A 24,295-nucleotide genomic window follows, 5' to 3' on the forward strand; every position below is an offset into this window, starting at 1 on the left:
CCCATGGCTGAATCAACGCAGGGTACAGACACGCCCGCTCCCACCCCCATCAACGTCCCGGACAAGCCGGCATTGGAAGGCCTGGAAACGGCCCTCACGCAGCGCTGGCTCCAGGACGGCACCTACAAGTTCAACCCGGACACCACCCGTGAAGCGGTCTATTCGATCGACACTCCCCCGCCCACCGCGTCGGGTTCCCTTCACGTGGGCCACATGTTCTCCTTCACCCACACGGACGTCGTCGCCCGCTACCAGCGCATGCGCGGCAAGAACGTCTTCTACCCCATGGGCTGGGACGACAACGGCCTCCCCACCGAGCGCCGCGTCCAGAACTACTACGGCGTCCGCTGCGATCCGGCCATCCCCTACAACGCCGACTACCGCCCTCCGGCAACCCCGGCGAAGAACCAGCGCGACTTCGATGTGATCTCCCGCCGGAACTTCATCGAACTCTGCGAAGAGCTCGCGGTCGAGGACGAGAAGGTCTTCGAGAACCTGTTCCAGACCCTCGGCCTCTCCGTGGACTGGAACCTGACCTACCGCACCATCGACGACACCTCTCGTGCCGTCTCCCAGCGCGCCTTCCTGGCGAACCTGGCCTCCGGCGACGCGTACATGGCCGAGGCGCCGACGCTCTGGGATGTGACGTTCCGCACCGCCGTCGCGCAGGCCGAACTGGAGGACCGGGAGATGCCCGGGGCCTACTACCGCTACCCGTTCTTCACCGCCGAGGGCGAGAAGATCTTCATCGAAACCACCCGCCCGGAACTGCTGGCGGCCTGTGCCGCGCTGGTCGCGAACCCCGACGACGAGCGCTACCAGCCGCTGTTCGGCAAGACCGTCACGTCCCCCCTGTTCGGCGTCGAGCTTGAGGTCAAGGCCCACCCGCTCGCCAAGGCGGACAAGGGTTCCGGCATCGCCATGGTCTGCACCTTCGGTGACCTCACCGACGTCACCTGGTGGCGCGAGCTGCAGCTGCCCACCCGCGCCATCGTGGGCCGCGACGGCCGCATCGTGGCCGACACCCCGGACTGGATCACCACCGACGCCGGCCGCGAAGCCTACGCCGCGATCGCCGGAAAGACGGTGTTCAGCGCCAAGGAAGCCGTGGTGGAGCTGCTCGGCGAGGCCGGCCTGCTGGACGGCGAGCCGAAGAAGATCATGCACCCGGTGAACTTCTTCGAGAAGGGCGACAAGCCCCTGGAAGTTGTCACCTCCCGCCAGTGGTACATCCGCAACGGCGGACGCGACGAGGACCGCCGGGAACGGCTGATCGGACGCGGCCGCGACATCGACTTCCACCCGTCCTTCATGCGTTCGCGCTACGAGAACTGGATCTCCGGCCTGAACGGTGACTGGCTGGTCTCCCGCCAGCGCTTCTTCGGTGTGCCAATCCCGGTCTGGTACCCGCTGGACGGCGAGGGCAACCCGGACTACGAAAACCCGGTCCTGCCCTCGGACGAGATGCTCCCCGTCGACCCGGCCGCGGATGCCGCTCCGGGCTACGACGAGTCGCAGCGCGAACAGCCGGGCGGCTTCACCGGCGACGCCGACGTCCTGGACACCTGGGCCACGTCCTCGCTGACGCCGCAGATCGTGGGCGGCTGGAGCCGGGACGAGGAACTCTTCGGCAAGGTCTTCCCCTTCGACCTGCGTCCCCAGGGCCACGACATCATCCGCACCTGGCTGTTCTCCTCGGCCGTGCGCGCCGATGCCCTGCAGGACATCGCCCCTTGGAAGCATGCCGCGATTTCGGGCTGGATCCTGGACCCGGACCGCAAGAAGATGTCCAAGTCCAAGGGCAACGTGGTGGTTCCCACCGATGTGCTCAACGAGTTCGGCTCCGACGCCGTGCGCTACTGGGCTGCGTCGGCGAAGCTCGGTGCGGACACCGCCTATGAGATCGCGCAGATGAAGATCGGCCGCCGCCTGGCCATTAAGCTGCTCAACGCCTCGAAGTTCGTGCTGAACCTGGGCGCCACCGAGAACTCCGTGCTCTCCGGCGACCTGTCCGTGCTCAGCAACCCGCTGGACCGTGCGCTGCTCGCCCAGTTGGCCGACGTCGTCACGCAGGCCACCAAGGCCTTCGAGAGCTACGACCACGCCCGGGCCCTGCAGATCGCTGAGACGTTCTTCTGGCAGTTCACCGACGACTACGTCGAGCTGATCAAGGACCGCGCCTACGGTGCCGCCGGCGAAGCCGAGCAGGCCTCGGTGCTCGCGGCCCTGGCCACGACGCTGGACTCCCTGCTCCGCCTGTTCGCCCCGTTCCTGCCCTTCGCCACCGAAGAGGTCTGGAGCTGGTGGCGTGCAGGTTCCGTTCACCGTGCCGCGTGGCCTGCCACGCTGGAAATCGCTGACGGCGACACCACGATGCTCGGCACCGTGGGCCTGGCCCTCAGCGGCATCCGCAAGGCCAAGTCCGAGGCGAAGGTCAAGCAGCGCACCGAAGTGCTCTCCGCCGCGATCTCGGCCAACGAGTCCTTCGTGGCACAGCTTAAGGCCGGGCTGGGCGACTTGAAGGCTGCGGCGAACGCGCGGGAGATCTCGCTCGTAGCCGCTGACGGCGAACTCGCGGTCAGCGACGTGGTCCTGGCACCCGCCGAGGAAGCACAGAGCTAAACAGATCCGGGACTTGTTTCCGGGCAAAGGGGAAGCCCCATCAGCGTTTTGCCGTTGGTGGGGCTTCGACTTTTCGGCTGTCTGGTGACGACTTGACAGTCTGGCGGAATCCTCGGAATTTCAGGTCTTCCTAGCTCGTCACAGCTAGCTCGCTTCTGACTTTGCCGAAGGCTGCGTCAGATGCATATCACTGAATCTTTGGTTTCCGCGTCCCGCTTCTTTCGAAGTGGGTAAGTACTATTCTTGACCCGCCCCAAGGGCAGCGCAAGGCCTCGGCGGGAACTACTAGCCTGTAATTCCGCTGCCCCGTTTTGGGCCCCGGGAGCATTGTCACCGTGGGGTCCGGGTTCGCCGCAGGGTGTGGCACAGTAAAGCCATGCCGGAACTTCCAGAGGTCGCCGGGTTGCGCGCCTTCCTCGACGCGAAGCTGCGCGGAGCCGTCCTGACGAAGGTACAGATCACGTCCTTCGCGGTGCTGAAGACTGCCGACCCGCCGTACTCTGTCCTGGAAGGACGGACCGTCGTCGGGGTACGGCGCTTCGGGAAGTTCCTCGATCTTGACTTGGACGGCGTGCACTTCCTCTTCCATCTGGCCAAGGCCGGCTGGCTGCGCTTCACGGAGAATCCTTCGCCGGCTCCGCTCCGACCCGGTTCCGGACCTATCGCGGCACGCCTTGCGTTCACTGCTGCGCCGTCGGCGGCCGCCGACGGCGCAGCATCGAAGACGGCTTTCGATCTCACCGAGGCAGGGCACAAGAAGAGCCTTGCCGTCTACGTTGTCCGGGACCCGCAGGAAGTCCCCGGCATCGCTTCCCTGGGTCCCGATCCCCTCACCCCGGAATTCACCAGGGAAGTCTTCGACGGCGTTCTTTCGGCTTCTCAACAGATCAAGGGACTGCTGCGCAGTCAGAGCGTGGTGGCCGGCATCGGGAACGCCTACAGCGACGAGATCCTCCACGCGGCGAAGATCTCCCCGTTCGCGATAGCCAAAACCCTCGACGACGGCAGCAAGGACCGATTGTTCGCCGCGATCGGGGAGGTGCTTGGCGAAGCCGTGGAGTCCGCCGTCGGCAAAGCCCCGGGCGAGCTCAAGGACAGCAAGCGCAACTCGATGCGGGTGCACGGCCGCACCGGACAAACGTGCCCTGTGTGCGGGGACAGCGTCCGGGAGGTTTCCTTTGCGGACACGGCCCTGCAATATTGCCCAGGCTGCCAGACGAACGGGAAGATCCTCGCGGACCGCCGGACGTCGAAGTTCCTGAAATAGATGTGCAGACGGCTTCATGGCGCCGGGGTGATCTCAAGGAATGGCTTATGCGCCGATTCCCTATGCCCTCCGGGACGCGGACATGCCTACGACCATTCCCGCCCACAGCAGTTCGGTAGTCGCAACGGTCAGAGCGTCGGTGGACGTTCCGTCCAGGAGGTTGCCCGCCGCCAGCACAGCGGCCCCGTGCAGGCTTGCGAAGCAAACGAGCGCTAATTCCTCGCGGTCCCCCGGTGCCAATTCCCCGGCGTCCTGGGCTTCAGCGATGATGGCCCGAGCGACCCTGATGCCGTCTTCGCCGATGCTGCGCAGTTCATCGCTGGCATCAGGAGCATGCTTGGTGGAGTGCATCACGGCCAACAGGGCCGGGTGGGTGACCGCGAAGTCCACGTAGGCCTTGGCGATCCGGGCAAAGCGTGAGCGATGGTCTCCGGCCGTTTCAGACGCTCCCACTATCCTGGCATTCATGCTGCGGAAGCCGTCAAGGGCAAGGGCATCGAGAAGCGCCTGCTTGTCACGGAAATGCCTGCCTGGTGCCGCGTGACTCACGCCCAAATCACGCGCGAGTTGCCTCAGCGAAAGTCCCTCGACTCCTGCTTCTTCGATGACTGCCGTGGCGCGGGCGAGCAATGCCTCGCGGAGCCTGCCGTGATGGTAGGGCAAATTAGTCATGAGATCAGTTTAGCCACTATGTAGTCATTGACAACATGAGCACGCATGCGGCTACTATGTTGACAATGGCTACATAAGTGGCCGCGACACGGAACGGATTCGACATGACCATGATCTACACCGGAACCACTGTACTCATCACTGGAGCGAGCTCCGGGCTCGGCTCCGAGTTCGCCGCAAGGTTCGCTGCGCGCGGGGCCAACCTTGTGCTGGTTGCCCGACGGACCGACAGGCTCGAGGAGTTGGCCCGCACGCTGCGGGAGGCACATGGCGTTTCCGTGACTACGCTCGCGAAAGACCTGAGCCGTGCAGGAGCAGGAACAGAGATCCGAAACGAGCTGGCCCGGCAAGACATCCGCATCGACACGCTGATCAACAACGCGGGCTTTGCCACGAGCGGCCCTTTGGTCACGGAAGACCCCGCGGTCATCGCCTCCGAGATCTCCCTGAACGTGGCCTCTCTCGTCGAGACCACGCGGGCATTCCTCCCCGAGATGCTCGCCGCCGGTCGGGGGGCACTCATCAACGTCGCCAGCACTGCGGCTTTTCAGCCGGTACCTGGGATGGCAGTTTACGGCGCCACCAAGGCATTTGTCCTGAGCTTCACCGAAGCCGTCGCTCACGAGACAAAAGACTCCGGGCTTCGTGTGCTCGCTCTCTGTCCGGGTGCTACCCGCACCGAGTTTTTCGATGTGCTCGGGACCCAGGCTGCAGCCGTCGGCCGGATGCAGAGCGCCAGCGCGGTGATCGATACCGCCCTGCGTGCCCTGGACCGCCGCACGACGCCGGTAAGCGTCGTCTCAGGCCTGGGAAACCGGATGCTTGCCGGCATCGCCCAGCGCCTCCCCCGAAACGTCTCCCTCGCCATCGCGGGCAGAGCCGTACAGGACTAGTGCTGCAGCCGCCTTTCGCTTCGCCTGTCTTCGTCACACCCGTATTTTCACAACACACCGAGGATGTAGCAATGAATCAGACTCCCGACGTGCTTCGTTATGCCGCCTTTGCCGCGTCCCCTGGCGGAGGCAATCCGGCGGGCGTGGTAATGGACGCAACCCGTCTCGACGCCGCACAGATGCAGGTCATCGCGGCCGATATCGGATATGCGGAAACGGTGTTTATCACCAGGGCCGCGATTGACGGAGACTCACGTCGGAACCGCGTGCGGTACTTCTCCCCGATCGCCGAGGTGCCGTTTTGCGGTCATGCCACAATTGCCCTGGCTGTCGCGCTGTCGAGGGTACACGGTACGGGAACCTTTACGTTCGATACCCCAGTGGGGCCAGTCGCGATCGATTCCGTCGGCCAGGGTGCTGCCCTGATGGCATCATTCACGAGCGTGGAGCCTCGCATCACCGGGTTTGCGCCAGGTGTCCTGGACACGCTGCTCGGGTTGCTCGGCGTGGGTCGGGACGAGTTGCACCCTGCCTATCCTCCGCTGCTCGCCTTTGCCGGAAACTGGCATCCAATACTGGTCTTCGCCGAACGCAGGACCTTTGACTCATTCGTATTCGACCCGGATCCCATGCGAGCGCTGATGGACGCCCAAAACTGGGCAGGTACCGTAACGACGCTATGCGAGATCGGACCGGGCGAGTTTGACTCGCGCAATCTCTTCCCGGTGGGCGCTATCACTGAAGATCCGGCGACGGGTTCGGCCGCCGCTGCTTTCGGCGGATACCTCCGGCTGCTCTCGCTTGTGGAACCGCCCAGCCGGGTGGTACTGCTCCAAGGGAGTCACGTCGGCCGCCCGAGCAGACTCACGGTTGATATTCCGCAGCTCGGCGGGATCGTCGTGCGCGGAGAAGCCGTCGAAATCATTTGAGCTGTCCGCCGGCGGAAAGGCCCGGACAGTTCGGAGGCCTTTCCTCCGGCGGGATCTGCTAATTGAACTCCGGGCTCTCGGTGCGGCTCCGCTTGAGTTCGAAGAAATGCGGGTACCCGGCAAGGGTCACCGAAGCGTCCCAGATGCGGCCGGCCTCCTCGCCGCGCGGGATCCGGGTCAGCACCGGGCCGAAGAACGCTGTACCGTTCACGGATACCACCGGCGTGCCGACGTCCTGGCCCACCAGCGAAATCCCCGCCTCATGGCTTCTGCGCAGTTGCTCGTCGAACTCAGTGCTGGTGGCGAAACGGGCGAGCTCTGCGGGCAGCCCGGTCTGGGCCAGCGCCTTTTCGATGACTGATGCCCGGTCCTTGTTGCCCTCGTGGTGGAATTCCTCGCCCATGGCGTCGTAGAGGGGCTTGATGAACTCGCTGCCGTGCAGTTCCTTCGCCGCGATGATGACACGGACGGGTCCCCAGGAGTCATCCATCATGGCCCGGTAGTCCGCGGGAAGGTCGCGGCCGTCGTTGAGAACCGAGAGGCTCATGACGTTCCAGGTGGTTTCGATGTCGCGCACAGCCTCGACTTCACCGATCCAGCGGGATGTTACCCATGCAAAGGGGCAGATCGGATCGAACCAGAAATCTACCTTGTTGACGGACTGTTCGGGCACAGGGGTACTCCTTGGATGGTGATTCAGGGAACAGTTCAGGCGGACTTGTTCCGCCGCTTGGCCACCACTTCGTGGGCGATCATGGTGGGCGGCGCCTTCTTGGCGACGGCGTCGGCGGTAATGACGACGCTGGCGATGTCGTCCCGGCTGGGAAGGTCGAACATGACCGGAAGCAGGACTTCCTCCATGATGGCGCGCAGGCCGCGGGCTCCGGTGCCCCGTTCCAAAGCCTGGTCAGCGATCGCATCCAGGGCTTCGTCGTCGAACAGCAGTTCCACGCCGTCGAGCTGGAACATCTTCTGGTACTGCTTGATCAGGGCGTTCTTCGGCTTGGAAAGGATCTGGATCAGTGCCGGCCGGTCAAGATTGGACACCGTAGTGATCACAGGCAAGCGGCCGATGAATTCGGGGATCAGGCCAAATTTGAGCAGGTCTTCCGGCATAACGTCGCCGTAGCTGTCGACGTTGTCCTTGACCTCGTTCAGCGGGGCTCCGAAGCCGATTCCCTTGCGTCCCGAGCGGGAGCCGATGATGTCTTCGAGGCCCGCGAAGGCGCCGGCCACAATGAAGAGCACATTGGTGGTGTCGATCTGGATGAATTCCTGATGCGGGTGCTTGCGCCCGCCCTGCGGCGGCACGGAAGCCACGGTTCCTTCGAGGATCTTGAGCAGGGCCTGCTGGACGCCCTCGCCGGACACGTCCCGCGTGATCGAGGGGTTTTCGCTCTTGCGTGAGATCTTGTCGATCTCATCGATGTAGATGATGCCCTGTTCGGCCTTCTTGACGTCGTAGTCCGCGGCCTGGATGAGCTTCAGGAGGATATTCTCCACATCCTCGCCGACGTAGCCGGCCTCGGTCAGGGCGGTGGCGTCCGCGACGGCGAAGGGCACGTTCAGCCGCCGGGCCAAAGTCTGCGCCAAGTAGGTCTTGCCGCAACCTGTGGGGCCGATCAGCAGGATGTTGGACTTGGCGATCTCCACGTCGTCGTGGTGGCCGCCCTCGCCGAGCCCGCCCTTCGGGGCATGCCCGGCCTGGATGCGCTTGTAATGGTTGTAGACCGCGACGGCGAGCGAACGCTTGGCGGGTTCCTGGCCAATGACGTATTCCTGCAGGAAATCGAAGATCTCCCGGGGCTTGGGCAACTCAAAGCTGCCCAGATCCGACACCTCGGCGAGTTCCTCTTCGATGATCTCGTTGCAGAGTTCGATGCACTCGTCGCAAATGTAGACGCCGGGCCCGGCAATCAGCTTCCGGACCTGCTTCTGGCTCTTTCCACAGAAAGAACACTTCAGCAGATCCGTGCTCTCGCCAATCCGGGCCATGTGGGAATCCCTTCGTTTCTTGCGGGCGGTGCCCTCGCTGCCCAGCTCCTGCGTGAGGAGTCGCAGCGGGCGCCACCATGACAACTTCCACTGTAGGACACAATGGGCTGCTTGGGTTGAAACAGGACGCCGGTGCGGTCCATATTTCCTTGGACCACACCGGCGTCCTGGTGTTGCTGGCTAGCGGGCGATTGCCTGCGGCTTGATCTTCCGCGAGTCGAGTACCTGGTCGATCAGGCCGTAGCTCTGGGCCTCGGCGGCGGTGAGGATCTTGTCGCGCTCGATGTCGTTGTTGACCTGCTCGGACGTCCGGCCCGAGTGGTGGGCCAGCGTGTCTTCCAGCCAGGTCCGCATGCGCATCACTTCGGCCGCCTGGATCTCAAGGTCCGAAGCCTGGCCGCCCTGGCCGCCGGACAAGGCCGGCTGGTGGATCAGCACACGGGCGTTCGGCAGGGCGAGGCGCTTGCCGGGCGTGCCGGCCGCAAGCAGGACTGCTGCAGCGCTGGCCGCCTGGCCTAGGCAGACGGTCTGGATCTCCGGGCGGATGTACTGCATGGTGTCGTAGATCGCGGTCATGGCCGTGAACGAGCCACCCGGGGAGTTGATGTACAAGGTGATGTCGCGGTCCGGGTCGGTGGACTCAAGGACCAGCAGCTGGGCCATGATGTCATCGGCCGAAGCATCGTCCACCTGCACGCCGAGGAAGATGATACGGTCCTCGAAAAGCTTGGTGTACGGGTCCTGGCGCTTGAAACCGTACGGGGTCCGCTCCTCGAACTGCGGGAGGACGTAGCGGCTGGACGGGAGATTACCGGCAGACCATCCGAAGTTGTAGTTCATTTCATTGCTCCTGGTGTTCAGTGGGTCTTGCTGCCGGTTACTTCTCGGAGTTGGAGGCGTTCTGGGTTCCGCCCCCGCCAGCCACAGATCCCGCGTGCGCGGAAATCTTGTCGAAGAAGCCGTAGTCGAGTGCCTCGGTGGCCGTGAACCACTTGTCACGGTCGTTGTCCTTGAGGATGGTCTCCACGGTCTGGCCGGTCTGTTCCGCGGTCAGCTCCGCCATGACCTTCTTCATGTGCAGGATGAGCTCCGCCTGGATCTTGATGTCCGAGGCGGTGCCGCCGATGCCGCCCGAGGGCTGGTGCATCAGGATGCGGGCGTTGGGGGTGGCGTAGCGCTTGCCCTTGGTGCCCGAGGAAAGCAGGAACTGGCCCATTGAGGCCGCCAGGCCTGTGGCAACGGTGACGACGTCGTTCGGGATGAACTGCATGGTGTCGTAGATAGCCATGCCGGCCGTCACCGAACCGCCCGGGGAGTTGATGTAGAGGTAGATGTCCTTTTCCGGGTCCTCGGCGGAGAGCAGGAGAAGCTGGGAGCAGATCGCGTTGGCGTTCTCGTCACGGACCTCGGAGCCGAGCCAGATGATGCGCTCTTTCAGCAGGCGGTTGTAGATGTAGTTGTCCTGGGCTGCCGGATCGACAGTTGCCATCCGGGGCGCCTCTGCATGCTGTGACATAAGTACTTACCTCTCGCTGGTGACAGGGCCGTTGCTGAAGTTGCCATCCCTGATCTTCACTACTTGGACACTAACCGGTTTCGAAGCCGTTTTGTTCTCCGGAATCGCACTGTTCGCTGACGGCGCACGACTGCCGCGCGGGCGGCATTCCGCAGCAAACCGGGCTTAAAAAGAGCACCCCCGGATCCTTGGATCCGGGGGTGCTCTGAAGGGTGATTAGAACTTCACTGCTGCAGGATCGTCGCTGGGGACGGTCGCTGCGGCTTCCTCGGCCTCTTCGGCCGCGGGAGCCTCGGCAACTTCACCCGCGGGGCGGACGAAGTCGCTCAGGTCGACCTTGTTGCCTTCGGAGTCGACAACCTCAGCCTGGCCCAGGACGACGGCCAGTGCCTTGCGGCGGCGCACCTCGGAAACCATCATCGGAACCTGGCCGCTCTGGTCAATGATCTGGGCGAACTGGTTCGGGTCCATGCCGTACTGGCTGGCGGTGCTGACGATGTAGTCAATCAGCTCGCTCTGGCTGACACCGACCTCTTCCTTGTCGGCGATGGCGTCGAGGATGATTTCGTTCTGGAAGGCGCGGGCGGTGTTGGCCTTGACCTCTTCGCGGTGCTCCTCGGTGTCGTGCTCGCCTTCACCGTGGGAGTTCTCCGGGCTGAAGTGCTGCTCGAGCTGCTCTTCGATGACGGAGTCCGGAACGGGAACCTCGATCAGCTCAACGAGCTTGTCCAGGACCTTGTCGCGGGCTTCGACGCCCTGGCCGACAACCTTGGACTCGGCGGCCTGCTTGGCGAGGTCTTCGCGCAGTTCGGCGAGGGTGTCGAACTCGGAAGCCAGCTGAGCGAAGTCATCGTTGGCTTCCGGCAGCTCGCGCTCCTTGACGGCCTTGACGACGACCTTCACCTGGGCTGCCTCGCCGGCGTGCTCGCCGCCGACCAGCGTGGTGTCGAAGATCGCCTCTTCCTCGGTGGACAGCCCGGCAACAGCCTCGTCCAGGCCTTCGAGCATGGTGCCCGCGCCGACCTGGTAGGAAAGGCCGGAAGCGGAGTCGACCTCGGCGCCGTCGATGAGGGCAGTGATGTCGATGGTCAGGAAGTCGTCGTTCTTGGCCGGGCGGTCAACGGACTTCAGCGTGCCGAAGCGGCCGCGGAGTTCGTCGAGGGCCTTGTCGACGTCGGCGTCGGAAGACTCAGCAGCGGCAACCTCGACCTTGATGCCGGCGTAGTCCGGGAGCTCAACCTCGGGGCGGACGTCAACCTCGACCTGGAACTTCAGTTCGCCGTCGGTGGAAGAGGGGTCCGGAACCTCGGTGATCTCGACCTCGGGACGGCTCAGCGGGCGGACGCCGGTTTCCTGCACGGCAGCCTGGTACCAGCCGTTGAGGCCATCGTTGATGGCGGTTTCCAGGACGTAGCCGCGGCCGACGCGCTGGTCGATGAGCTTGGACGGAACCTTGCCCTTGCGGAATCCGGGAACCTGGATCTGCGAAGCAACGGTCTTGTAAGCGGCATCGATGCTCGGCTTCAGTTCTTCAAAGGGAACCTCAACATTGAGCTTGACCCGCGTTGCGGTGAGGTTCTCGACAGCGCTCTTCACAGTCTAAGTACTCCTGGTTTTGTGGGATGGGTTTCTGCCGCGTTCCCGGATCGGAACAGGCTCACAGAGTCGGGGTGACAGGATTTGAACCTGCGACTTCCTGCTCCCAAAGCAGGCGCTCTAGCCAAGCTGAGCTACACCCCGTGAGTGCACAGGACAGTCTACGGCCAAGGATCGCCAGTTTGCACATTTGACACTTGGCACCTGAATTGGGTTTAGTTATATCCGGCTTGAACAGCCGCCGGGAATTGCACGGATGTATCAATCCTGCACTACTCCGGGGACGTAGCTCAATGGTAGAGCCTCAGTCTTCCAAACTGATTACGCGGGTTCGATTCCCGTCGTCCCCTCCATATCCACAAGAAGGGCCCCTCAGCGAGGGGCCCTTCTTGTCTTCGACGTCGGTTCGCGCCCCACGGTGCCGCGCCCCTGCGCGGATCAGGGCACGATCAGCCCGGAGATGACAAAGCATCAGTGCCATGGCCGCGAGGAGGAACCCCTGTTACGGCATGAGGACAAGAGAAGGTGCGCCTGTTGAAGTAGCCGGACCATGCCTGGCGTGTTTCCCGGACCGGCTGCTCCTCGGCTTGCGCCCGCGCTTCGTCGACTGACTGCTGAGCCGGAGTTTTTGCGAAGAAGCTAGTTCTGGCAGCCGGGGCACCAATAGAGCTTGCGCGCGCCGATCTCGGTCAGCGCAACCGGGGTGCCGCAACGCCGGCAGTCCTGCCCGGCGCGCTGGTAGACATAGTGGGCTTCGCCGTCGAGCGGTCCTGCAGCTCCCCCGCTCCACAGCGCGGCGGGCGTGGTGATGATCCGCCCGTCCCGGACGCCGTCGGACATCGCGGCGACTGTGTCGTCCCACAGGAGACCTGCCGACTCCGCGCTGAGCGCGTTCCCGGGGGTCCACGGATCGATGCCCTGCCGGAACAGGACCTCGGCCCGGTAGATGTTGCCGACGCCCGCCAGCACGGACTGGTCCATGAGCAACAGCCCGACGGCGGTCTTGCGGCGCAGCAGCCGGGCAACGAATTCCGCCCGGTCCCCCGGGGCCTGGTGCAGCGGGTCCGGGCCCAGCTTCGCACGTGCGGCGCGGGCTTCCTCCCCGGTGATGGCCGCGCAGGTGCTGGCGCCCCGCAGGTCCGCCCAGCCGTGCCCGGAAACGAGGCGCACCCGCACCGCGCCCACTGGCTCGGGCGGGCCTGCATACGTTGCGGCGTCGTCCTCTGCTCGGGACTCGCGTTCGCCGATCCTGCGCGGCGCGCCGATGCTGGAAGCGCCGCGGAAGGTTTCGTCGCCGCCGAAGTCCCAGGCGCCGTAGAGGCCAAGGTGGACATGCAGGTACAGCCCGTTCGCGAAACGCAGGAAGAGCTGCTTCCCGTGCGCGGTGGCCCCAAGCATGCGCTGGCCATCAAGCAGCGCCGCACCCGCGGCAAAACGGCCCTGCGGGCTGGAGACCCGCAGGACGCTGCCGCCGAAGACGTCCTGGAACTGGCGCGCCAGCCGGTGGACGGAATGCCCCTCAGGCACTATTCGACGATTTCGCCGCTGGTTTCGTACGTGGCGATCTTGCCGATGCGGCGCACGTGCCGTTCGTCGTTGCTGAACGGCTCTTCGAGGAAGAACTCGATCAACTTGGTGGCTTCCTCCACGCTGTGCTGGCGGCCGCCGACGGCAATGACGTTGGCATCGTTGTGTTCGCGGGCCAGCTTGGCGGTGGATTCGTTCCATGCCAGGGCCGCGCGCACGCCCTTGACCTTGTTCGCGGCGATCTGCTCGCCGTTGCCGGAACCGCCCAGGACGATGCCGAGGGCGTGCACGCCCGCTTTCTGGTCGGCCACGACGGCGAGGGCGGCGTTGATGCAGAAGGAGGGGTAGTCATCCAGGGCGTCGTACACCTTGGGACCGTGGTCAACAACCTCGTAGCCCTTGGCCGTGAGGTGGCGGACAAGGTGGGCGCTGAGCTCCATGCCGGCATGATCCGTTGCAATGTGGACGCGGGGTATGGTCACTGGAAGTCCGTTCGATCTGGGGCGCGGGACGGCATGGGCCGGGCCGCGGCGGTGAGGGGATGCGGTACTAGGGTACTAGGGACCTGCCACCGATGCGCTTTGAGTCGCGGTGCTCATTGCCCGTGCGCCCGGTCAGCCACCCTGTTCAGCAGCCCGGCAAGCCGGTCCGCACTCGCCAGGCTGCCGGCGCTCAGGGCCACGCGCCTTCCGTTGAGTTGCCGCACGACGACGGCGGGCCCGCTGCTGACGAGCATCGCCGTGGCACCGCCGTGGTGCCGCAGGCCCCAGCCGCCGAAGTCTGCCGCCTTGACTTCCGCAGGTGTGGCGGCGGCAATGTCCACCGCCGGCACCTTCAACACCCGGAGTACCCCGGCAAGGAACACTTCCAGACCGCCGCGATCGGCCTTGACACGGACGAAGAGGAAGCAGGCCCCGAGGATGGCGGCCCCGAACAGCAAGGCCCCTAGCCAGGGGACAGCGACGGAAATCAGCATCGCCGGAAACACCGCGGCCACGCAGATCATGACGAATACCGAGCTGCGCGCATGGACCCAGAGTTTCAAGGAATCGTCGGCCAGCCCGGGATCTTCCTTGAGGATGCGTTCGGCTTCGAGGGCAGCATCGTCCTCCGGCGTCCACCGCGGGTCGGGCTTGAAGGCGAATACCATTACGACGCCCAGCGACAGTGCCGCGCCCGCGCCCAGCGCCAGCACCGTGGCATCGACATGGGAGGCCCGGGCATCTGCCAAGCCGGCCTGGCCCACGAGCCCGGCCGCGAGCACAGCGGTGACGAACAGGCTCACCATCAGGCCGAGACCCATCATGAGCCGCCGCATGATGGCGGGCCGGGAAATAGGCACGGCCTGGACGAACACCAGCCAACCGGCCAGGACCATCAGGGAAGCCCCGCCCGCCACGTAGGCAGCGAATGGCGCAAAGCTGCTGCCGCCGTCGGAGTTCCAAGTAACAGCAAGGGGGTCCGGAAGCTCCGGACGGAGCATGAAGGCGCAGGCCACAAAAGCTGCCGCGAGGAGGAGAGGGAACGCCACTGCAAAGCGCAGTGCCCGGAAATCGAGAGAATCGCGCAGCTTGCCCATGGCTTAACGCTACTCCCGGGCGGCGACACTTTGTGTTGTGCCTTGCCAAGCGGGGAGGAACTGAAAGAATGACTTCACAGCGCCGGCGCCGGGTGAGCCCGTCCGGCTTATCTGCACACCACTTCTTGGAGGCACCCTTTGCCAGGCCTGAACCTCACCCGCGCCGAAGCCGCGGAACGCGCGGAACTGCTCGCCGTCGAGTCCTATGACGTCGCCCTCGACCTGACGAGGGGCGGCACGGTCTTCGGATCGACGACCACCGTGAAGTTCACTGCCGCAGCCGGATCGTCCACTTTCATCGACGCCATCACGGACAAAGTGCACAGCGTCACCCTGAACGGCAAGGAACTGGATCCGGCCGATGTGTCCGACGGCGTGCGCATCCAGCTGCCGGACCTCGCCGCGGAGAATGAACTCACGGTGGTGGCGGATGCCCCCTACATGAACACCGGCGAGGGCCTGCACCGCTTCGTGGATCCGGTGGACGGCGAGGTGTATCTCTACACGCAGTTCGAAGTCCCGGATTCCCGCCGGATGTTCGCCGTCTTCGAACAGCCGGACCTCAAAGCCACCTTCAGCTTCACCGTCACGGCACCTTCGCACTGGGACGTCATCTCCAACTCCCCCACGCCGGGACCCACGGAAACGACGCCCGGGGAAAACGGCGAGGCCCGCTCGGTCTGGACGTTCGCGGCCACTGCGCGGCTGTCGTCCTATGTCACGGCGCTGATCGCCGGCCCGTACCAGTCCGTGCGCAGTGAGGTCACCAGCGCCGATGGCAGGGTTGTCCCGCTCGGCGTGTTTGCCCGCAAGTCCCTCATGCAGTACCTCGATGCTGAGAACATCTTCGAACTCACCCGCCAGGGCTTTGAGTTCTTCGAGGCCCAGTTCGGCTTCCCCTACCCGTTCGAAAAGTACGACCAACTGTTCGTTCCGGAATTCAACGCCGGCGCCATGGAGAACGCCGGCGCCGTCACCATCCTGGAGGGCTACGTCTTCCGCGGAAAGGTGGCCGAAGCGCAGGTGGAGCGCCGCGCCATTACGGTCCTGCACGAGCTGGCACACATGTGGTTCGGCGACCTCGTGACAATGCGCTGGTGGAACGACCTTTGGCTCAACGAATCCTTCGCCGAGTACATGTCCCACCTGGCTGCCGTCGAGAACACCGCCTTCGACCATGCCTGGACCACCTTCGCTTCGGTGGAGAAGTCCTGGGCGTACCGGCAGGACCAGCTGCCCACCACGCACCCGATCTTCGCCGAGATCAACGACCTGCAGGACGTGGAGGTCAACTTCGACGGCATCACCTACGCCAAGGGGGCCTCGGTGCTCCGCCAGCTGGTGGCCTGGGTAGGTCCGGAGCAGTTCATGGCAGGCGTCCGCGAATACTTCAGGAAGCACGCCTGGAAGAACACCGAACTGTCCGACCTCATGGTGGAACTCGAGGCCGCCAGCGGCCGGGAACTGGACCAGTGGGGCAAGCTCTGGCTCGAAACGGCAGGCGTCAACACCCTCTCCCCCGAGATTGACGTGGACGACGACGGGGTCATCACCGCGTTCGCCATCCGCCAGACCGCCATCGCCGAGCAGCCTGTGCTGCGGCCGCACCGCCTCGCCGTCGGTTTCTACGACCTTTCCGACGCCGGCAAGCTCGAGCGGGTGCACCGTGAAGAGCTCGACGTCGACGGCCCCGCCACGGAGGTCCCGGCCCTGCTCGGGAAGAAGCGGCCCGCGCTGATCCTGCTCAACGACGACGATCTTGCCTACGCCAAGGTCCGCCTCGACCCGGTGTCGCTTGCCAGTGCAAAGGCGCACCTGAAGGATTTCGCGTCCAGCCTGCCGCGGACCCTGGTGTGGGACTCGGCCTGGGATGCCGCACGTGACGGCGAAACACCGGCCCGCGGCTACGTGGAGCTGATCCTGGCCAACATCGCATCCGAATCGGACTCCTCGGTGATCCAGGTGCAGCTGCGACAGCTCGCCACCACCCTGAACTTTTACGTGGCTGCCGAACACAAGGACGCCACCACCGAAGCCGCCGCGGACAGGCTCTGGGAACTGGCGTCCACGGTGGCAGCCGGGTCCGATGCCCAGTTGCAGTTCGTGAAATCCTTCGCGCTATTGGCCCGCGGTGGAAGCCAATTGGACACAATCCAGGCCTTGCTGGACGGCACCCGCTCCCTGAGGGGCCTCACCGTGGACCAGGACCTGCGCTGGGAATTGCTCACCTCCCTGGTGGCCGGCGGCCGCGCGGACCAGGCACGCATCGATACCGAACTCGAGCGCGACCACACCTCCAACGGCCAGAACGCGGCAGCCCTGGCGGCCGCCGCATTGCCGACGCCCGAGGCAAAAGCCGCGGCCTGGGAGAAGATCGTGGTCACGGGCGAACTGTCCAACGCCCTGCAGGGATCCGCCGTCGCCGGCTTCACGCGGGTGCTGGACACCGGCCTGCTGGAACCGTTCGCTGAGAAGTATTTCGAAGCTGTCCCGGAGATCTTTGCCAAGCGCACGCACGCCCTGGCCCAGCAGATCATCGTGGGACTGTACCCGGCGCAGTTGACCACACAGGACACCGTGGACCGGACCGATGCGTTCCTCGCCTCCCTGCCGGACGAAAGCGCGGCACTGCGCCGCATGATGCTGGAGAACCGCGACGGCGTTGCCCGCGCCCTGCGTGCACGCGCGGCCGACGTCTAGAGCCTGGCGGATTTCCTCGCGCCTCCTGTCCGGCCTATCCGGCCGGACAGGAGGCGCGGCCGTTTAGACTGTGCGCATGAGCCTGGATGAACACCGCTACGCCCTCACCGTCCGCTGGACCGGAAACCTCGGCGAAGGCACGTCAGGCTACCGGGCCTACTCGCGCGACCACGACGTCGAAATCCCGGGGCTCCCCGTGCTCAAGGGTTCCTCGGATCCCACCTTCCGCGGCGACCCCGCCCGATACAATCCGGAACAGTTGCTGCTCGCGGCGCTTTCGCAGTGCCACATGCTGTCCTTCCTGCACGTGGCCGTCATGAATGGTGTGGTGGTGACCCGCTACGTCGACAACGCCGAAGGACTGATGCGGAGCAACCGGGACGGCAGCGGCCAATTCGAAAGTGTCACGCTCAAGCCGCAGGTGACGGTGGCCAACCAGGACCACCTGCCCCTGATGGCCGAACTCCACCATAAGGCGAACCAGCTCTGCTTCATCGCACGGAGCGTGAACTTCCCCGTGCACCACGAGCCGGTCACGCAGGCGGAAGGCTAGCCAGGAGTTCCTTCTCCCGCTCGCTCCGCAGCCCGGCTTTCCGTGGCCGCTGCAGGCCCCTGGCACGCTCGTCCGCCAAGGTGTCGCGCAGAGTTTCCCGCCAGGGCCGCAGACGCAGGCCCTGTGCCAGAGCGGCGGCGTTCGACCGCGCCATGAAGCCCTCGTGCCCCGGTGGCAGCCACAGCGGCAGCGTGTCCTCTCCCGACCACGGTTGCACTCCCTGCGCTTCCAGCCAGCCGGGTTCGACCGCAAAGGTCTTCGGGGACGTGCCCGCCAGTTCCCGGCACGCCTCGATGTAGTCTCCGAAGCTCGTCACCTCGCCGACGGCGTTGAACGTGCCGGCCAGGCCGCGTTCGGCTGCCGACAGGATCCAGGCGGCGAGGTCGCGGACGTCGATGGCCTGGACGGGTTCCCCGAAAATGTCCGGAACGAGGACCGCATCACCGCCCGATGCAAGACGGGCCGGCCAGTAGCCATAGCGGTCGCTGCTGTCCCCCGGTCCGCCGATCAGTCCGGCCCGTACGATGTGCGCCTTCACCCCTGCCGCTTCCACGGTGGATGCTTCGATGGCTGACTTCGACTCCCCGTAGTTTTCCGGACCAGCTTCCGTGCCCCGTGGCAGCGGAGGAAGCAGCGCCGCTGCCTCGTCTGCGCCCGGCTGGTCGTGGCGCTCGTACGCAGAGCAACTGGACACGAAGGTCCAGTGCCCGCTCCCTGCGGACAGCGCCTCAAGCGCCGCGCGGGCGTGCGCGGGATCACGGGAGACGTCGACGACGGCGTCCCACCCGCCGTCGAGCCCGGCATAGGCGCCAGCCCCGGCGGCTCGGTCCGCACGGACCCAGTTGACGCCCGGCGGCGGTTCCGCGGCAGTGCCGCGTGCCAGGCACGTGACGTCGTGTCCGGCGTCAACGGCCTGACGGGCAATCTCGGCCGATAGGAACGCTGTGCCGCCAAGGATAAGGATGCGCATGCCGCCACGCTACGGCGATAGGGTTGATGACGGACAGAGTGTTCAGCGCCCGGCGAACAGCTTCCGGGTGTACCCATCAGATCTTTTGAGGAGCAGCCCTGCCAATGAACGCCAGCACGCCCACGATCCAGGATGCAGCAGAAGAAGCCGCGAAGATCGACCTAGTGGCCATACTCGTGACTCTTGGAGTCGGCGTGGTCATCTGGATCGTGCTGCGCTTCATCATCCTGCGCATCACCAGGCGGGTCGCCAAAGGCAGCAGCTTCTTCAGGAACGCCCCCTTCAAATGGGTCCAGCCCGCCTTCCGCGCCCTGGACCATGAGCGGCGCTCGCAACGGGCACACACCATTGGTTCGCTGCTGACAAGCCTGTTGAGCGTGGTGGTCGCGGGGATCGTGATCATTTACGTGCTCAAGTTCCTCAATGTGGACATCGCTCCGCTGCTGACCAGCGTGGGTATCCTCGGCGTAGTAATCGGTTTCGGCGCACAGCAGCTCATCCGCGACTTCCTTGCAGGAATCTTCATCACCATCGAAGACCAGTACGGGATCGGTGACGTGATCGTCACCGCCGAAGTGGTTGGTACGGTTGAATCCGTGGGGCTGAGGATCACCCGGCTCCGCGCTGAAGACGGCGCCATCTGGTACCTGCGCAACGGCGAAATCCTGCGTGTGGGCAACCGGTCCCAGGGCGATTACGTCCCGGTTGAAGACAAAGACAAAGACAAAGACAACGGCAGCGGCGTTTCCGCGGAGGAGAGGTCCAGTGAGTGACACGGCAAACGGGCAGCAGTCCCCCAGCACCCAGGTCAACGCAGCGCCTCCGGCCGGCGAACGGCCGCAGCTGATGCGCAACGACCCCTTCAGCCAGCCTGCCTACACGGACAGCTTCTATGACGCCGTGGGCGGGCACGAGACCTTCGTGAAACTGATCGATGTCTTCTACGACGGCGTAGCCGGAGATCCGCTCTTGCGTCCGATGTATCCGGAGGAAGACCTCGGCCCGGCGAAGCGCCGTTTCCTGATGTTCCTGGAACAGTACTGGGGCGGTCCGACGACGTACAGCCAGGAACGCGGTCACCCGCGCCTGCGGATGCGGCACATGCCGTTCCGGGTGACGCCGGAGGCGAAGGACCGTTGGCTGTTCCACATGCGGGCGGCCGTGGATGCCCTCCAGCTTCCAGCCTTGTATGAGGGAACGTTGTGGGACTACATGGAGCGGGCCGCGCTGACCATGGTGAACAGCCCCTCCCCCGCACAGCCCTAAGGCTAAGCCTGGCCTAGCGGATCTACCGGGCGGGGCCGACGTTCAGTCCGAGGCCCGCGCCGGCACGGACCAAGATGTGGCCGCGGCTTCCGCTGAGCCGGTACCAGCGCCCGTTGCGGAACAGCCGGTGTACGCCGCCTCCGAGGAAGCCGAGGGCGAAGGCCCCGAAGGCCGCGCCGGCGGGTACACCTTGGCGTCCGGGCATCTCCCGGCCCCACACGGACGCACGGGCGGCGGCCACCATGTGCGCGCCTGCCTGCTCGGGGACAACCCCGGCCACCTCCGCAATGCCTGCCTCGGCAACGGACTTCAGTTCGGCGTCGGGCACTTCTCCCAGCGGTTCCCAGCCGCCCCGCGGCGCCCCGATTCCGGCCCAGGACTCCGAAACGGTCGACGGCGGCAGCGGCAGCTCGACGTCGTCCGCACCAGAACGGGCCAGCCGGTCGAGTACGGAGGCGAGGGTGACAGTCACGTCCGCTTCCGCTTCTTCGGCGAGGGCGCTGGTGCGCAGGCCGAGGATGGTGGGGGTCGCGTCGCCGAGGGTCCGCGGGCGAAGGACGCACACGTAGGCCGCGAGGACAGTGCCCGCAGCCTGGAGGCGGACCGCGCCATCTTCGATGCTCTTGGCACGCGTGACATAGGTGCGCAGATCCGCCAGATCCCGGGGATCGGCGAAGCGGAGGGAACGGGTCAAGACATCAGCCACAGCATCGACTCTACCGGCTCTACCCGCTCTACCGGCATGCCCGGCGTTTGAGGTGCCCAGGTGTGGGCCCACGTCGGCGAGGGACCCGGATTTCGCGGAGCGGGATTCGGGAGCCGGCGGGTGGGCCCACGTCGGCGAGGAACCCGGATTTCGCGGAGCGGGATTCGGGAGCCGGCGGGTGGGCCCACGTCGGCGAGGAACCCGGATTTCGCGGAGCGGGATTCGGGAGCCGGCGGGTGGGCCCACGTCGGCGAGGAACCCGGATTTCGCGGAGCGGGATTCGGGAGCCGGCGGGGACTAGAGTCGAACCATGACTGACGCGCACACCGGCCTGGTAGACCAAGCCGTCCCCGAGGATCCCACCGCCACCCTCATCGAGCTGCTTTCGCTGGCCGATTTCGACGGCGCCAGGACCGACGAGGACATTTTCCTCGGTCCCTCGCAGAAGCAGCCCCGGCACCGGGTGTTCGGCGGGCAGGTTCTGGCACAGTCCCTCATCGCCGGGATGCGGACCGTGGACGACGACCGCGTGGTCCACTCGATGCACGGATACTTCCTGCGCCCTGGCGACGCCAACCAGCCGATCACCTTCGGCGTGCAGCGCCTGCGGGACGGCCGCTCCTTCTCCGCGCGCCGCGTGCACGCCTACCAGAACGGGCAGCCGATCCTGTCCATGATCGCGTCCTTCCAGACGGAAGCCGACGGCGTTGAACACCAGTCCGCCATGCCCGAAGGCATCCCGGACCCGGAGAGCCTGCCGAGCACCGCGGACCTGCTCCGGAAGTACGACCATCCGCTGGCCCGCCACATGTCCTTCGAACGCCCCTTCGACGTGCGGCACGTCGACTCCGCCCTGTACGTGGAGGCTCCCAAGGAGCACGTGGCCAGGAACGCCGTCTGGATGAAGACTTTGGGCCCGATGCCACACGACCCCGACTTCCACCGGGCAGCCCTCGCCTACGCCAGCGACTACACGATCCTGGAACCCATCCTGCGCCGCAGTGGACTGAGTTGGATGACTCCCGGAATGAGTGTGGCGAGCCTGGACCACGCGATGTGGTGGCATCGGCCAGCCCGTGTGGATGAATGGCTGCTCTACATCCAGGAATCCCCCAGCGCACAGGGCGCGCGCGGCCTGTCCACCGGGAAGATCTTCAGCCGCGACGGCACCCACGTCGCCACGGTGGCGCAGGAGGGCATGCTCCGGCTCCCGGAGTAGGCACAGGACGAACAAACGGAAGGCCGGCCCCGTGCGGGGCCGGCCTTCCGTTTGTTCAGTGCTGTTAGTCGCGGGTCAGCTTGCGGTGCGTGACCCGGTGCGGCTTGGCGGCGTCCGGTCCGAGCCGCTCGACCTTGTTCTCCTCGTAGGATTCGAAGTTGCCTTCGAACCAGTACCACTTCGAGGGGTTCTCGTCGTCACCTTCGTAGGCGAGGATATGGGTCGCCACACGGTCCAGGAACCAACGGTCGTGGGAGACCACGACGGCGCAGCCCGGGAAGTCGAGCAGCGCGTTTTCCAGGCTGCTCAGGGTTTCGACGTCGAGGTCGTTGGTGGGTTCGTCGAGGAGCAGCAGGTTGCCGCCCTGCTTGAGGGTCAGCGCGAGGTTAAGTCGGTTGCGCTCACCACCGGAGAGCACGCCGGCCTTCTTCTGCTGGTCCGGGCCCTTGAAGCCGAAAGCCGAAACGTAGGCACGTGAGGGCATTTCCACCTGGCCGACCTGGATGTGGTCCAGGCCGTCGGACACGACCTCCCACAGGGTCTTGTTCGGGTCGATGCCACCACGGGACTGGTCCACGTAGGAGATCTTGACGGATTCGCCGATCTTGAGGTCGCCACCGTCCAGCGGTTCGATGCCGACGATGGTCTTGAAGAGTGTGGACTTGCCCACGCCGTTGGGGCCGATGACGCCGACGATGCCGTTGCGGGGCAGGGAGAAGGACAGGTCCTCGATCAGGACACGGTCGTCGAAGCCCTTCTTGAGGTCGGTGGCTTCGATGACCAGGCTACCGAGGCGCGGTCCCGGCGGGATCTGGATCTCTTCGAAGTCGAGCTTGCGTGTGCGCTCGGCTTCGGCTGCCATTTCTTCGTAGCGTGCCAGACGCGCCTTGGACTTGGTCTGGCGGCCCTTTGCGTTGGAGCGGACCCACTCGAGTTCCTCGCTCAGGCGCTTGGCCTGCTTGGCGTCCTTCTTGCCCTGGATTTCCAGGCGGGCGCGCTTCTTCTCCAGATAGGTGGAGTAGTTGCCTTCGTACGGGTACAGCCGGCCGCGGTCCACTTCACAGATCCATTCCGCGACATGGTCTAGGAAGTACCGGTCGTGGGTGATGGCGAGAACGGCGCCCGGGTAGCTGGAGAGGTGCTGTTCGAGCCAGAGCACGCTTTCAGCGTCGAGGTGGTTGGTCGGTTCGTCGAGCAGCAGCAGGTCCGGTTTCTGCAGCAGGAGCTTGCAGAGGGCCACACGGCGGCGCTCACCGCCGGAAAGCACCGTGACGTCGGCGTCGCCCGGGGGGCAGCGCAGGGCGTCCATGGCCTGCTCCAGCTGGGAGTCGATGTCCCACGCGTCGGCGGCGTCAATGGCCTCCTGGAGCTTGCCCATCTCGTCGAGCAGGGTGTCGTAGTCCGCATCGGGGTTGGCCATCTCTTCGGAGATTTCGTTGAAGCGCTGGATCTTGCCGTAGATCTCGCCGACGCCTTCCTGGACGTTGCCCAGGACTGTCTTTTCCTCGTTCAGGGGCGGCTCCTGCAGGAGGATGCCCACGGAGTAGCCGGGGCTGAGTCGGGCCTCGCCATTGGACGGGGTGTCGAGCCCCGCCATGATCTTCAGGATCGTGGACTTACCGGCGCCGTTGGGGCCAACGACGCCGATCTTCGCACCGGGGAAGAACGACATGCTGACATCGTCCAGGATAAGTTTGTCACCAACGGCCTTTCGGGCCTTGGTCATCGTGTAAATGAATTCCGCCATGCCGTTAAATCTAATGGGTGGCAAGGCAGATCTCACATTCGGATCAGGCGCAGCGGGCCTAGCGGGCGTCGCCCACAAAGCATTTGCCGTCGGTCAGCAAAGGCTGCACGGTCACCACGATGCGGCCGTCCCGGACTTCGCCGATGACGCATTCGACGCCGGAGCTGACTGCGGCCTCGACCGCGTCCACGTCCAGGCCCGTGGGAGTCTTGCTCACGGACACCTCCACGGCGTCGGAAGCGATGCCCGGAGCGACCAGCCGGGACCGCAATGCTTCCTGCCCAGGCTTGGTGCCGGCAGCCTTCAGGGTGGTTTCCATGATCCGCGCCAGGCGGGCCGTCCCGGGCGCCACCGCGGATTCCGCAGCCGGGGCCGCGTTCCCCGGGGTTCTGTTCCTCGGAGTGCCGTAGGTGCCGGCGCCTAGGCCCGGTGCAGGCGCTGAGCAGGCTGAAATCGCAAATATGAAGGCTCCGGAAAGCAACATCCCGCGGAACAACGCATTTTCAGGTGCCAGGGTCCCTGAACTGCATCGCCGTGC

22 protein-coding genes and 2 tRNA genes are annotated in these 24,295 nt (G+C 65.3%); 10 read left to right on the forward strand and 14 right to left on the reverse strand.

Annotated elements, in window-relative coordinates:
- The first annotated feature begins 3 nt into the window (after nucleotides 1–3).
- Together valS and ACN9M4_RS11575 are read left to right on the forward strand one after the other, a co-directional pair.
- Nucleotides 4–2,622 carry a valine--tRNA ligase gene (gene valS / locus ACN9M4_RS11570; protein WP_426298008.1) on the forward strand — a complete coding sequence of 873 codons (2,619 nt, stop codon included), beginning with the start codon at nucleotides 4–6 and terminating at the stop codon, nucleotides 2,620–2,622.
- A 376-nt stretch (nucleotides 2,623–2,998) separates the two neighbouring features.
- The gene (locus tag ACN9M4_RS11575; RefSeq protein WP_426298010.1) at nucleotides 2,999–3,889 is read left to right on the forward strand and encodes a DNA-formamidopyrimidine glycosylase family protein; all 891 of its coding nucleotides are present in this window, start codon (nucleotides 2,999–3,001) and stop codon (nucleotides 3,887–3,889) included.
- A 60-nt stretch (nucleotides 3,890–3,949) separates the two neighbouring features.
- On the opposite strand, the gene ACN9M4_RS11580 is transcribed toward ACN9M4_RS11575, so the two are convergent.
- Nucleotides 3,950–4,561, reverse strand: a complete 612-nt coding sequence (locus ACN9M4_RS11580; RefSeq protein WP_426298012.1) for a TetR/AcrR family transcriptional regulator — start codon at nucleotides 4,559–4,561, stop codon at nucleotides 3,950–3,952.
- A gap of 104 nt (nucleotides 4,562–4,665) precedes the next feature.
- On the opposite strand from ACN9M4_RS11580, the gene ACN9M4_RS11585 reads away from it, so the two are divergent.
- Together ACN9M4_RS11585 and ACN9M4_RS11590 are read left to right on the forward strand one after the other, a co-directional pair.
- Entirely contained in the window at nucleotides 4,666–5,454 is a 789-nt protein-coding gene (locus ACN9M4_RS11585) for an SDR family NAD(P)-dependent oxidoreductase (protein WP_426298014.1), read from the forward strand.
- A gap of 71 nt (nucleotides 5,455–5,525) precedes the next feature.
- Nucleotides 5,526–6,383 (forward strand): PhzF family phenazine biosynthesis protein, encoded by an 858-nt coding sequence (locus tag ACN9M4_RS11590; RefSeq protein WP_426298016.1) that lies wholly within the window; start codon nucleotides 5,526–5,528, stop codon nucleotides 6,381–6,383.
- Between the two features lie 58 nt (nucleotides 6,384–6,441).
- On the opposite strand, the gene ACN9M4_RS11595 is transcribed toward ACN9M4_RS11590, so the two are convergent.
- The 6 genes from ACN9M4_RS11595 to ACN9M4_RS11620 all read right to left on the reverse strand — a co-directional run bounded on the left by ACN9M4_RS11595 (nucleotide 6,442) and on the right by ACN9M4_RS11620 (nucleotide 11,634).
- Nucleotides 6,442–7,056 carry a DsbA family protein gene (locus tag ACN9M4_RS11595; protein ID WP_426298018.1) on the reverse strand — a complete coding sequence of 205 codons (615 nt, stop codon included), beginning with the start codon at nucleotides 7,054–7,056 and terminating at the stop codon, nucleotides 6,442–6,444.
- Nucleotides 7,057–7,091: 35 nt separating this feature from the next.
- The gene (gene clpX / locus ACN9M4_RS11600; protein ID WP_426303459.1) at nucleotides 7,092–8,378 is read right to left on the reverse strand and encodes an ATP-dependent Clp protease ATP-binding subunit ClpX; all 1,287 of its coding nucleotides are present in this window, start codon (nucleotides 8,376–8,378) and stop codon (nucleotides 7,092–7,094) included.
- Nucleotides 8,379–8,558: 180 nt separating this feature from the next.
- Nucleotides 8,559–9,218: an ATP-dependent Clp protease proteolytic subunit gene (locus tag ACN9M4_RS11605; RefSeq protein ID WP_364157862.1), complete on the reverse strand. Its 660-nt coding sequence runs from the start codon at nucleotides 9,216–9,218 to the stop codon at nucleotides 8,559–8,561.
- Nucleotides 9,219–9,255: 37 nt separating this feature from the next.
- Entirely contained in the window at nucleotides 9,256–9,867 is a 612-nt protein-coding gene (locus tag ACN9M4_RS11610) for an ATP-dependent Clp protease proteolytic subunit (RefSeq protein ID WP_426298020.1), read from the reverse strand.
- Between the two features lie 243 nt (nucleotides 9,868–10,110).
- The gene (gene tig / locus ACN9M4_RS11615; protein ID WP_426298022.1) at nucleotides 10,111–11,490 is read right to left on the reverse strand and encodes a trigger factor; all 1,380 of its coding nucleotides are present in this window, start codon (nucleotides 11,488–11,490) and stop codon (nucleotides 10,111–10,113) included.
- A 69-nt stretch (nucleotides 11,491–11,559) separates the two neighbouring features.
- Nucleotides 11,560–11,634 (reverse strand) — tRNA-Pro (locus ACN9M4_RS11620).
- Nucleotides 11,635–11,769: 135 nt separating this feature from the next.
- Here ACN9M4_RS11620 and ACN9M4_RS11625 point away from each other — a divergent pair.
- A tRNA-Gly gene (locus tag ACN9M4_RS11625) sits at nucleotides 11,770–11,843 on the forward strand.
- 286 nt (nucleotides 11,844–12,129) lie between these two features.
- Here the strand turns inward: ACN9M4_RS11625 and ACN9M4_RS11630 are convergent.
- The 3 genes from ACN9M4_RS11630 to ACN9M4_RS11640 form a co-directional block, all read right to left on the reverse strand.
- On the reverse strand, nucleotides 12,130–13,017 hold the full coding sequence (locus ACN9M4_RS11630) for an Fpg/Nei family DNA glycosylase (RefSeq protein ID WP_426298024.1): 888 nt from the start codon (nucleotides 13,015–13,017) through the stop codon (nucleotides 12,130–12,132).
- Nucleotides 13,017–13,457 (reverse strand): ribose-5-phosphate isomerase, encoded by a 441-nt coding sequence (locus ACN9M4_RS11635; protein WP_426298026.1) that lies wholly within the window; start codon nucleotides 13,455–13,457, stop codon nucleotides 13,017–13,019. The genes ACN9M4_RS11630 and ACN9M4_RS11635 overlap by 1 nt, the downstream gene beginning before the upstream one ends.
- A 155-nt stretch (nucleotides 13,458–13,612) precedes the next feature.
- Complete coding sequence (locus tag ACN9M4_RS11640; protein WP_426298028.1) at nucleotides 13,613–14,596, reverse strand: hypothetical protein; 984 nt, start codon at nucleotides 14,594–14,596, stop codon at nucleotides 13,613–13,615.
- 138 nt (nucleotides 14,597–14,734) lie between these two features.
- Here ACN9M4_RS11640 and pepN point away from each other — a divergent pair, with 138 nt between their 5' ends.
- Nucleotides 14,735–17,296 carry an aminopeptidase N gene (pepN, locus tag ACN9M4_RS11645; RefSeq protein WP_426298030.1) on the forward strand — a complete coding sequence of 854 codons (2,562 nt, stop codon included), beginning with the start codon at nucleotides 14,735–14,737 and terminating at the stop codon, nucleotides 17,294–17,296.
- 76 nt (nucleotides 17,297–17,372) lie between these two features.
- Entirely contained in the window at nucleotides 17,373–17,849 is a 477-nt protein-coding gene (locus ACN9M4_RS11650; protein WP_426298032.1) for an OsmC family protein, read from the forward strand.
- Here ACN9M4_RS11650 and ACN9M4_RS11655 read toward each other — a convergent pair.
- Entirely contained in the window at nucleotides 17,830–18,819 is a 990-nt protein-coding gene (locus ACN9M4_RS11655; protein WP_426298033.1) for an epimerase, read from the reverse strand. The two genes, ACN9M4_RS11650 and ACN9M4_RS11655, sit on opposite strands and share 20 nt — an antisense overlap.
- A gap of 104 nt (nucleotides 18,820–18,923) precedes the next feature.
- On the opposite strand from ACN9M4_RS11655, the gene ACN9M4_RS11660 reads away from it, so the two are divergent.
- The gene (locus ACN9M4_RS11660) at nucleotides 18,924–19,592 is read left to right on the forward strand and encodes a mechanosensitive ion channel family protein (protein WP_426298034.1); all 669 of its coding nucleotides are present in this window, start codon (nucleotides 18,924–18,926) and stop codon (nucleotides 19,590–19,592) included.
- A complete protein-coding gene (locus ACN9M4_RS11665) occupies nucleotides 19,585–20,085 on the forward strand; it encodes a globin (protein ID WP_426298035.1) in 501 nt (166 codons plus the stop codon). Before ACN9M4_RS11660 ends, ACN9M4_RS11665 begins: the two co-directional genes overlap by 8 nt.
- A 22-nt stretch (nucleotides 20,086–20,107) precedes the next feature.
- On the opposite strand, the gene ACN9M4_RS11670 is transcribed toward ACN9M4_RS11665, so the two are convergent.
- Complete coding sequence (locus tag ACN9M4_RS11670) at nucleotides 20,108–20,791, reverse strand: hypothetical protein (RefSeq protein ID WP_426298036.1); 684 nt, start codon at nucleotides 20,789–20,791, stop codon at nucleotides 20,108–20,110.
- Nucleotides 20,792–21,101: 310 nt separating this feature from the next.
- Between ACN9M4_RS11670 and ACN9M4_RS11675 the strand changes: the two genes are divergently transcribed.
- Nucleotides 21,102–22,010 (forward strand): acyl-CoA thioesterase, encoded by a 909-nt coding sequence (locus tag ACN9M4_RS11675; RefSeq protein WP_426298038.1) that lies wholly within the window; start codon nucleotides 21,102–21,104, stop codon nucleotides 22,008–22,010.
- A 64-nt stretch (nucleotides 22,011–22,074) separates the two neighbouring features.
- Here the strand turns inward: ACN9M4_RS11675 and ettA are convergent, their stop codons facing one another.
- Together ettA and ACN9M4_RS11685 are read right to left on the reverse strand one after the other, a co-directional pair.
- Nucleotides 22,075–23,757 (reverse strand): energy-dependent translational throttle protein EttA, encoded by a 1,683-nt coding sequence (gene ettA, locus ACN9M4_RS11680; protein WP_426298040.1) that lies wholly within the window; start codon nucleotides 23,755–23,757, stop codon nucleotides 22,075–22,077.
- Nucleotides 23,758–23,815: 58 nt separating this feature from the next.
- On the reverse strand, nucleotides 23,816–24,076 hold the full coding sequence (locus tag ACN9M4_RS11685) for a DUF6993 domain-containing protein (protein WP_426298042.1): 261 nt from the start codon (nucleotides 24,074–24,076) through the stop codon (nucleotides 23,816–23,818).
- Nucleotides 24,077–24,295: the final 219 nt, after the last annotated feature.

The sequence above is a fragment of the Arthrobacter sp. R-11 genome, assembly GCF_049913155.1.
Lineage (GTDB): Bacteria > Actinomycetota > Actinomycetes > Actinomycetales > Micrococcaceae > Arthrobacter.

Excerpts from the sequence above, each read along its gene's own strand:
- ACN9M4_RS11640 (WP_426298028.1), bottom strand. The coding sequence starts at position 14,596 with ATGGGCAAGCTGCGCGATTCTCTCGATTTCCGGGCACTGCGCTTTGCA.
- ACN9M4_RS11585 (WP_426298014.1), top strand. The coding sequence starts at position 4,666 with ATGACCATGATCTACACCGGAACCACTGTACTCATCACTGGAGCGAGC.
- ettA (WP_426298040.1), bottom strand. The coding sequence starts at position 23,757 with ATGGCGGAATTCATTTACACGATGACCAAGGCCCGAAAGGCCGTTGGT.
- ACN9M4_RS11590 (WP_426298016.1), top strand. The coding sequence starts at position 5,526 with ATGAATCAGACTCCCGACGTGCTTCGTTATGCCGCCTTTGCCGCGTCC.
- ACN9M4_RS11655 (WP_426298033.1), bottom strand. The coding sequence starts at position 18,819 with ATGCGCATCCTTATCCTTGGCGGCACAGCGTTCCTATCGGCCGAGATT.
- ACN9M4_RS11675 (WP_426298038.1), top strand. The coding sequence starts at position 21,102 with ATGACTGACGCGCACACCGGCCTGGTAGACCAAGCCGTCCCCGAGGAT.
- ACN9M4_RS11685 (WP_426298042.1), bottom strand. The coding sequence starts at position 24,076 with ATGGAAACCACCCTGAAGGCTGCCGGCACCAAGCCTGGGCAGGAAGCA.
- clpX (WP_426303459.1), bottom strand. The coding sequence starts at position 8,378 with ATGGCCCGGATTGGCGAGAGCACGGATCTGCTGAAGTGTTCTTTCTGT.
- ACN9M4_RS11650 (WP_426298032.1), top strand. The coding sequence starts at position 17,373 with ATGAGCCTGGATGAACACCGCTACGCCCTCACCGTCCGCTGGACCGGA.
- ACN9M4_RS11635 (WP_426298026.1), bottom strand. The coding sequence starts at position 13,457 with ATGGAGCTCAGCGCCCACCTTGTCCGCCACCTCACGGCCAAGGGCTAC.
- ACN9M4_RS11610 (WP_426298020.1), bottom strand. The coding sequence starts at position 9,867 with ATGGCAACTGTCGATCCGGCAGCCCAGGACAACTACATCTACAACCGC.
- ACN9M4_RS11605 (WP_364157862.1), bottom strand. The coding sequence starts at position 9,218 with ATGAACTACAACTTCGGATGGTCTGCCGGTAATCTCCCGTCCAGCCGC.
- ACN9M4_RS11575 (WP_426298010.1), top strand. The coding sequence starts at position 2,999 with ATGCCGGAACTTCCAGAGGTCGCCGGGTTGCGCGCCTTCCTCGACGCG.
- ACN9M4_RS11660 (WP_426298034.1), top strand. The coding sequence starts at position 18,924 with ATGAACGCCAGCACGCCCACGATCCAGGATGCAGCAGAAGAAGCCGCG.
- valS (WP_426298008.1), top strand. The coding sequence starts at position 4 with ATGGCTGAATCAACGCAGGGTACAGACACGCCCGCTCCCACCCCCATC.
- ACN9M4_RS11580 (WP_426298012.1), bottom strand. The coding sequence starts at position 4,561 with ATGACTAATTTGCCCTACCATCACGGCAGGCTCCGCGAGGCATTGCTC.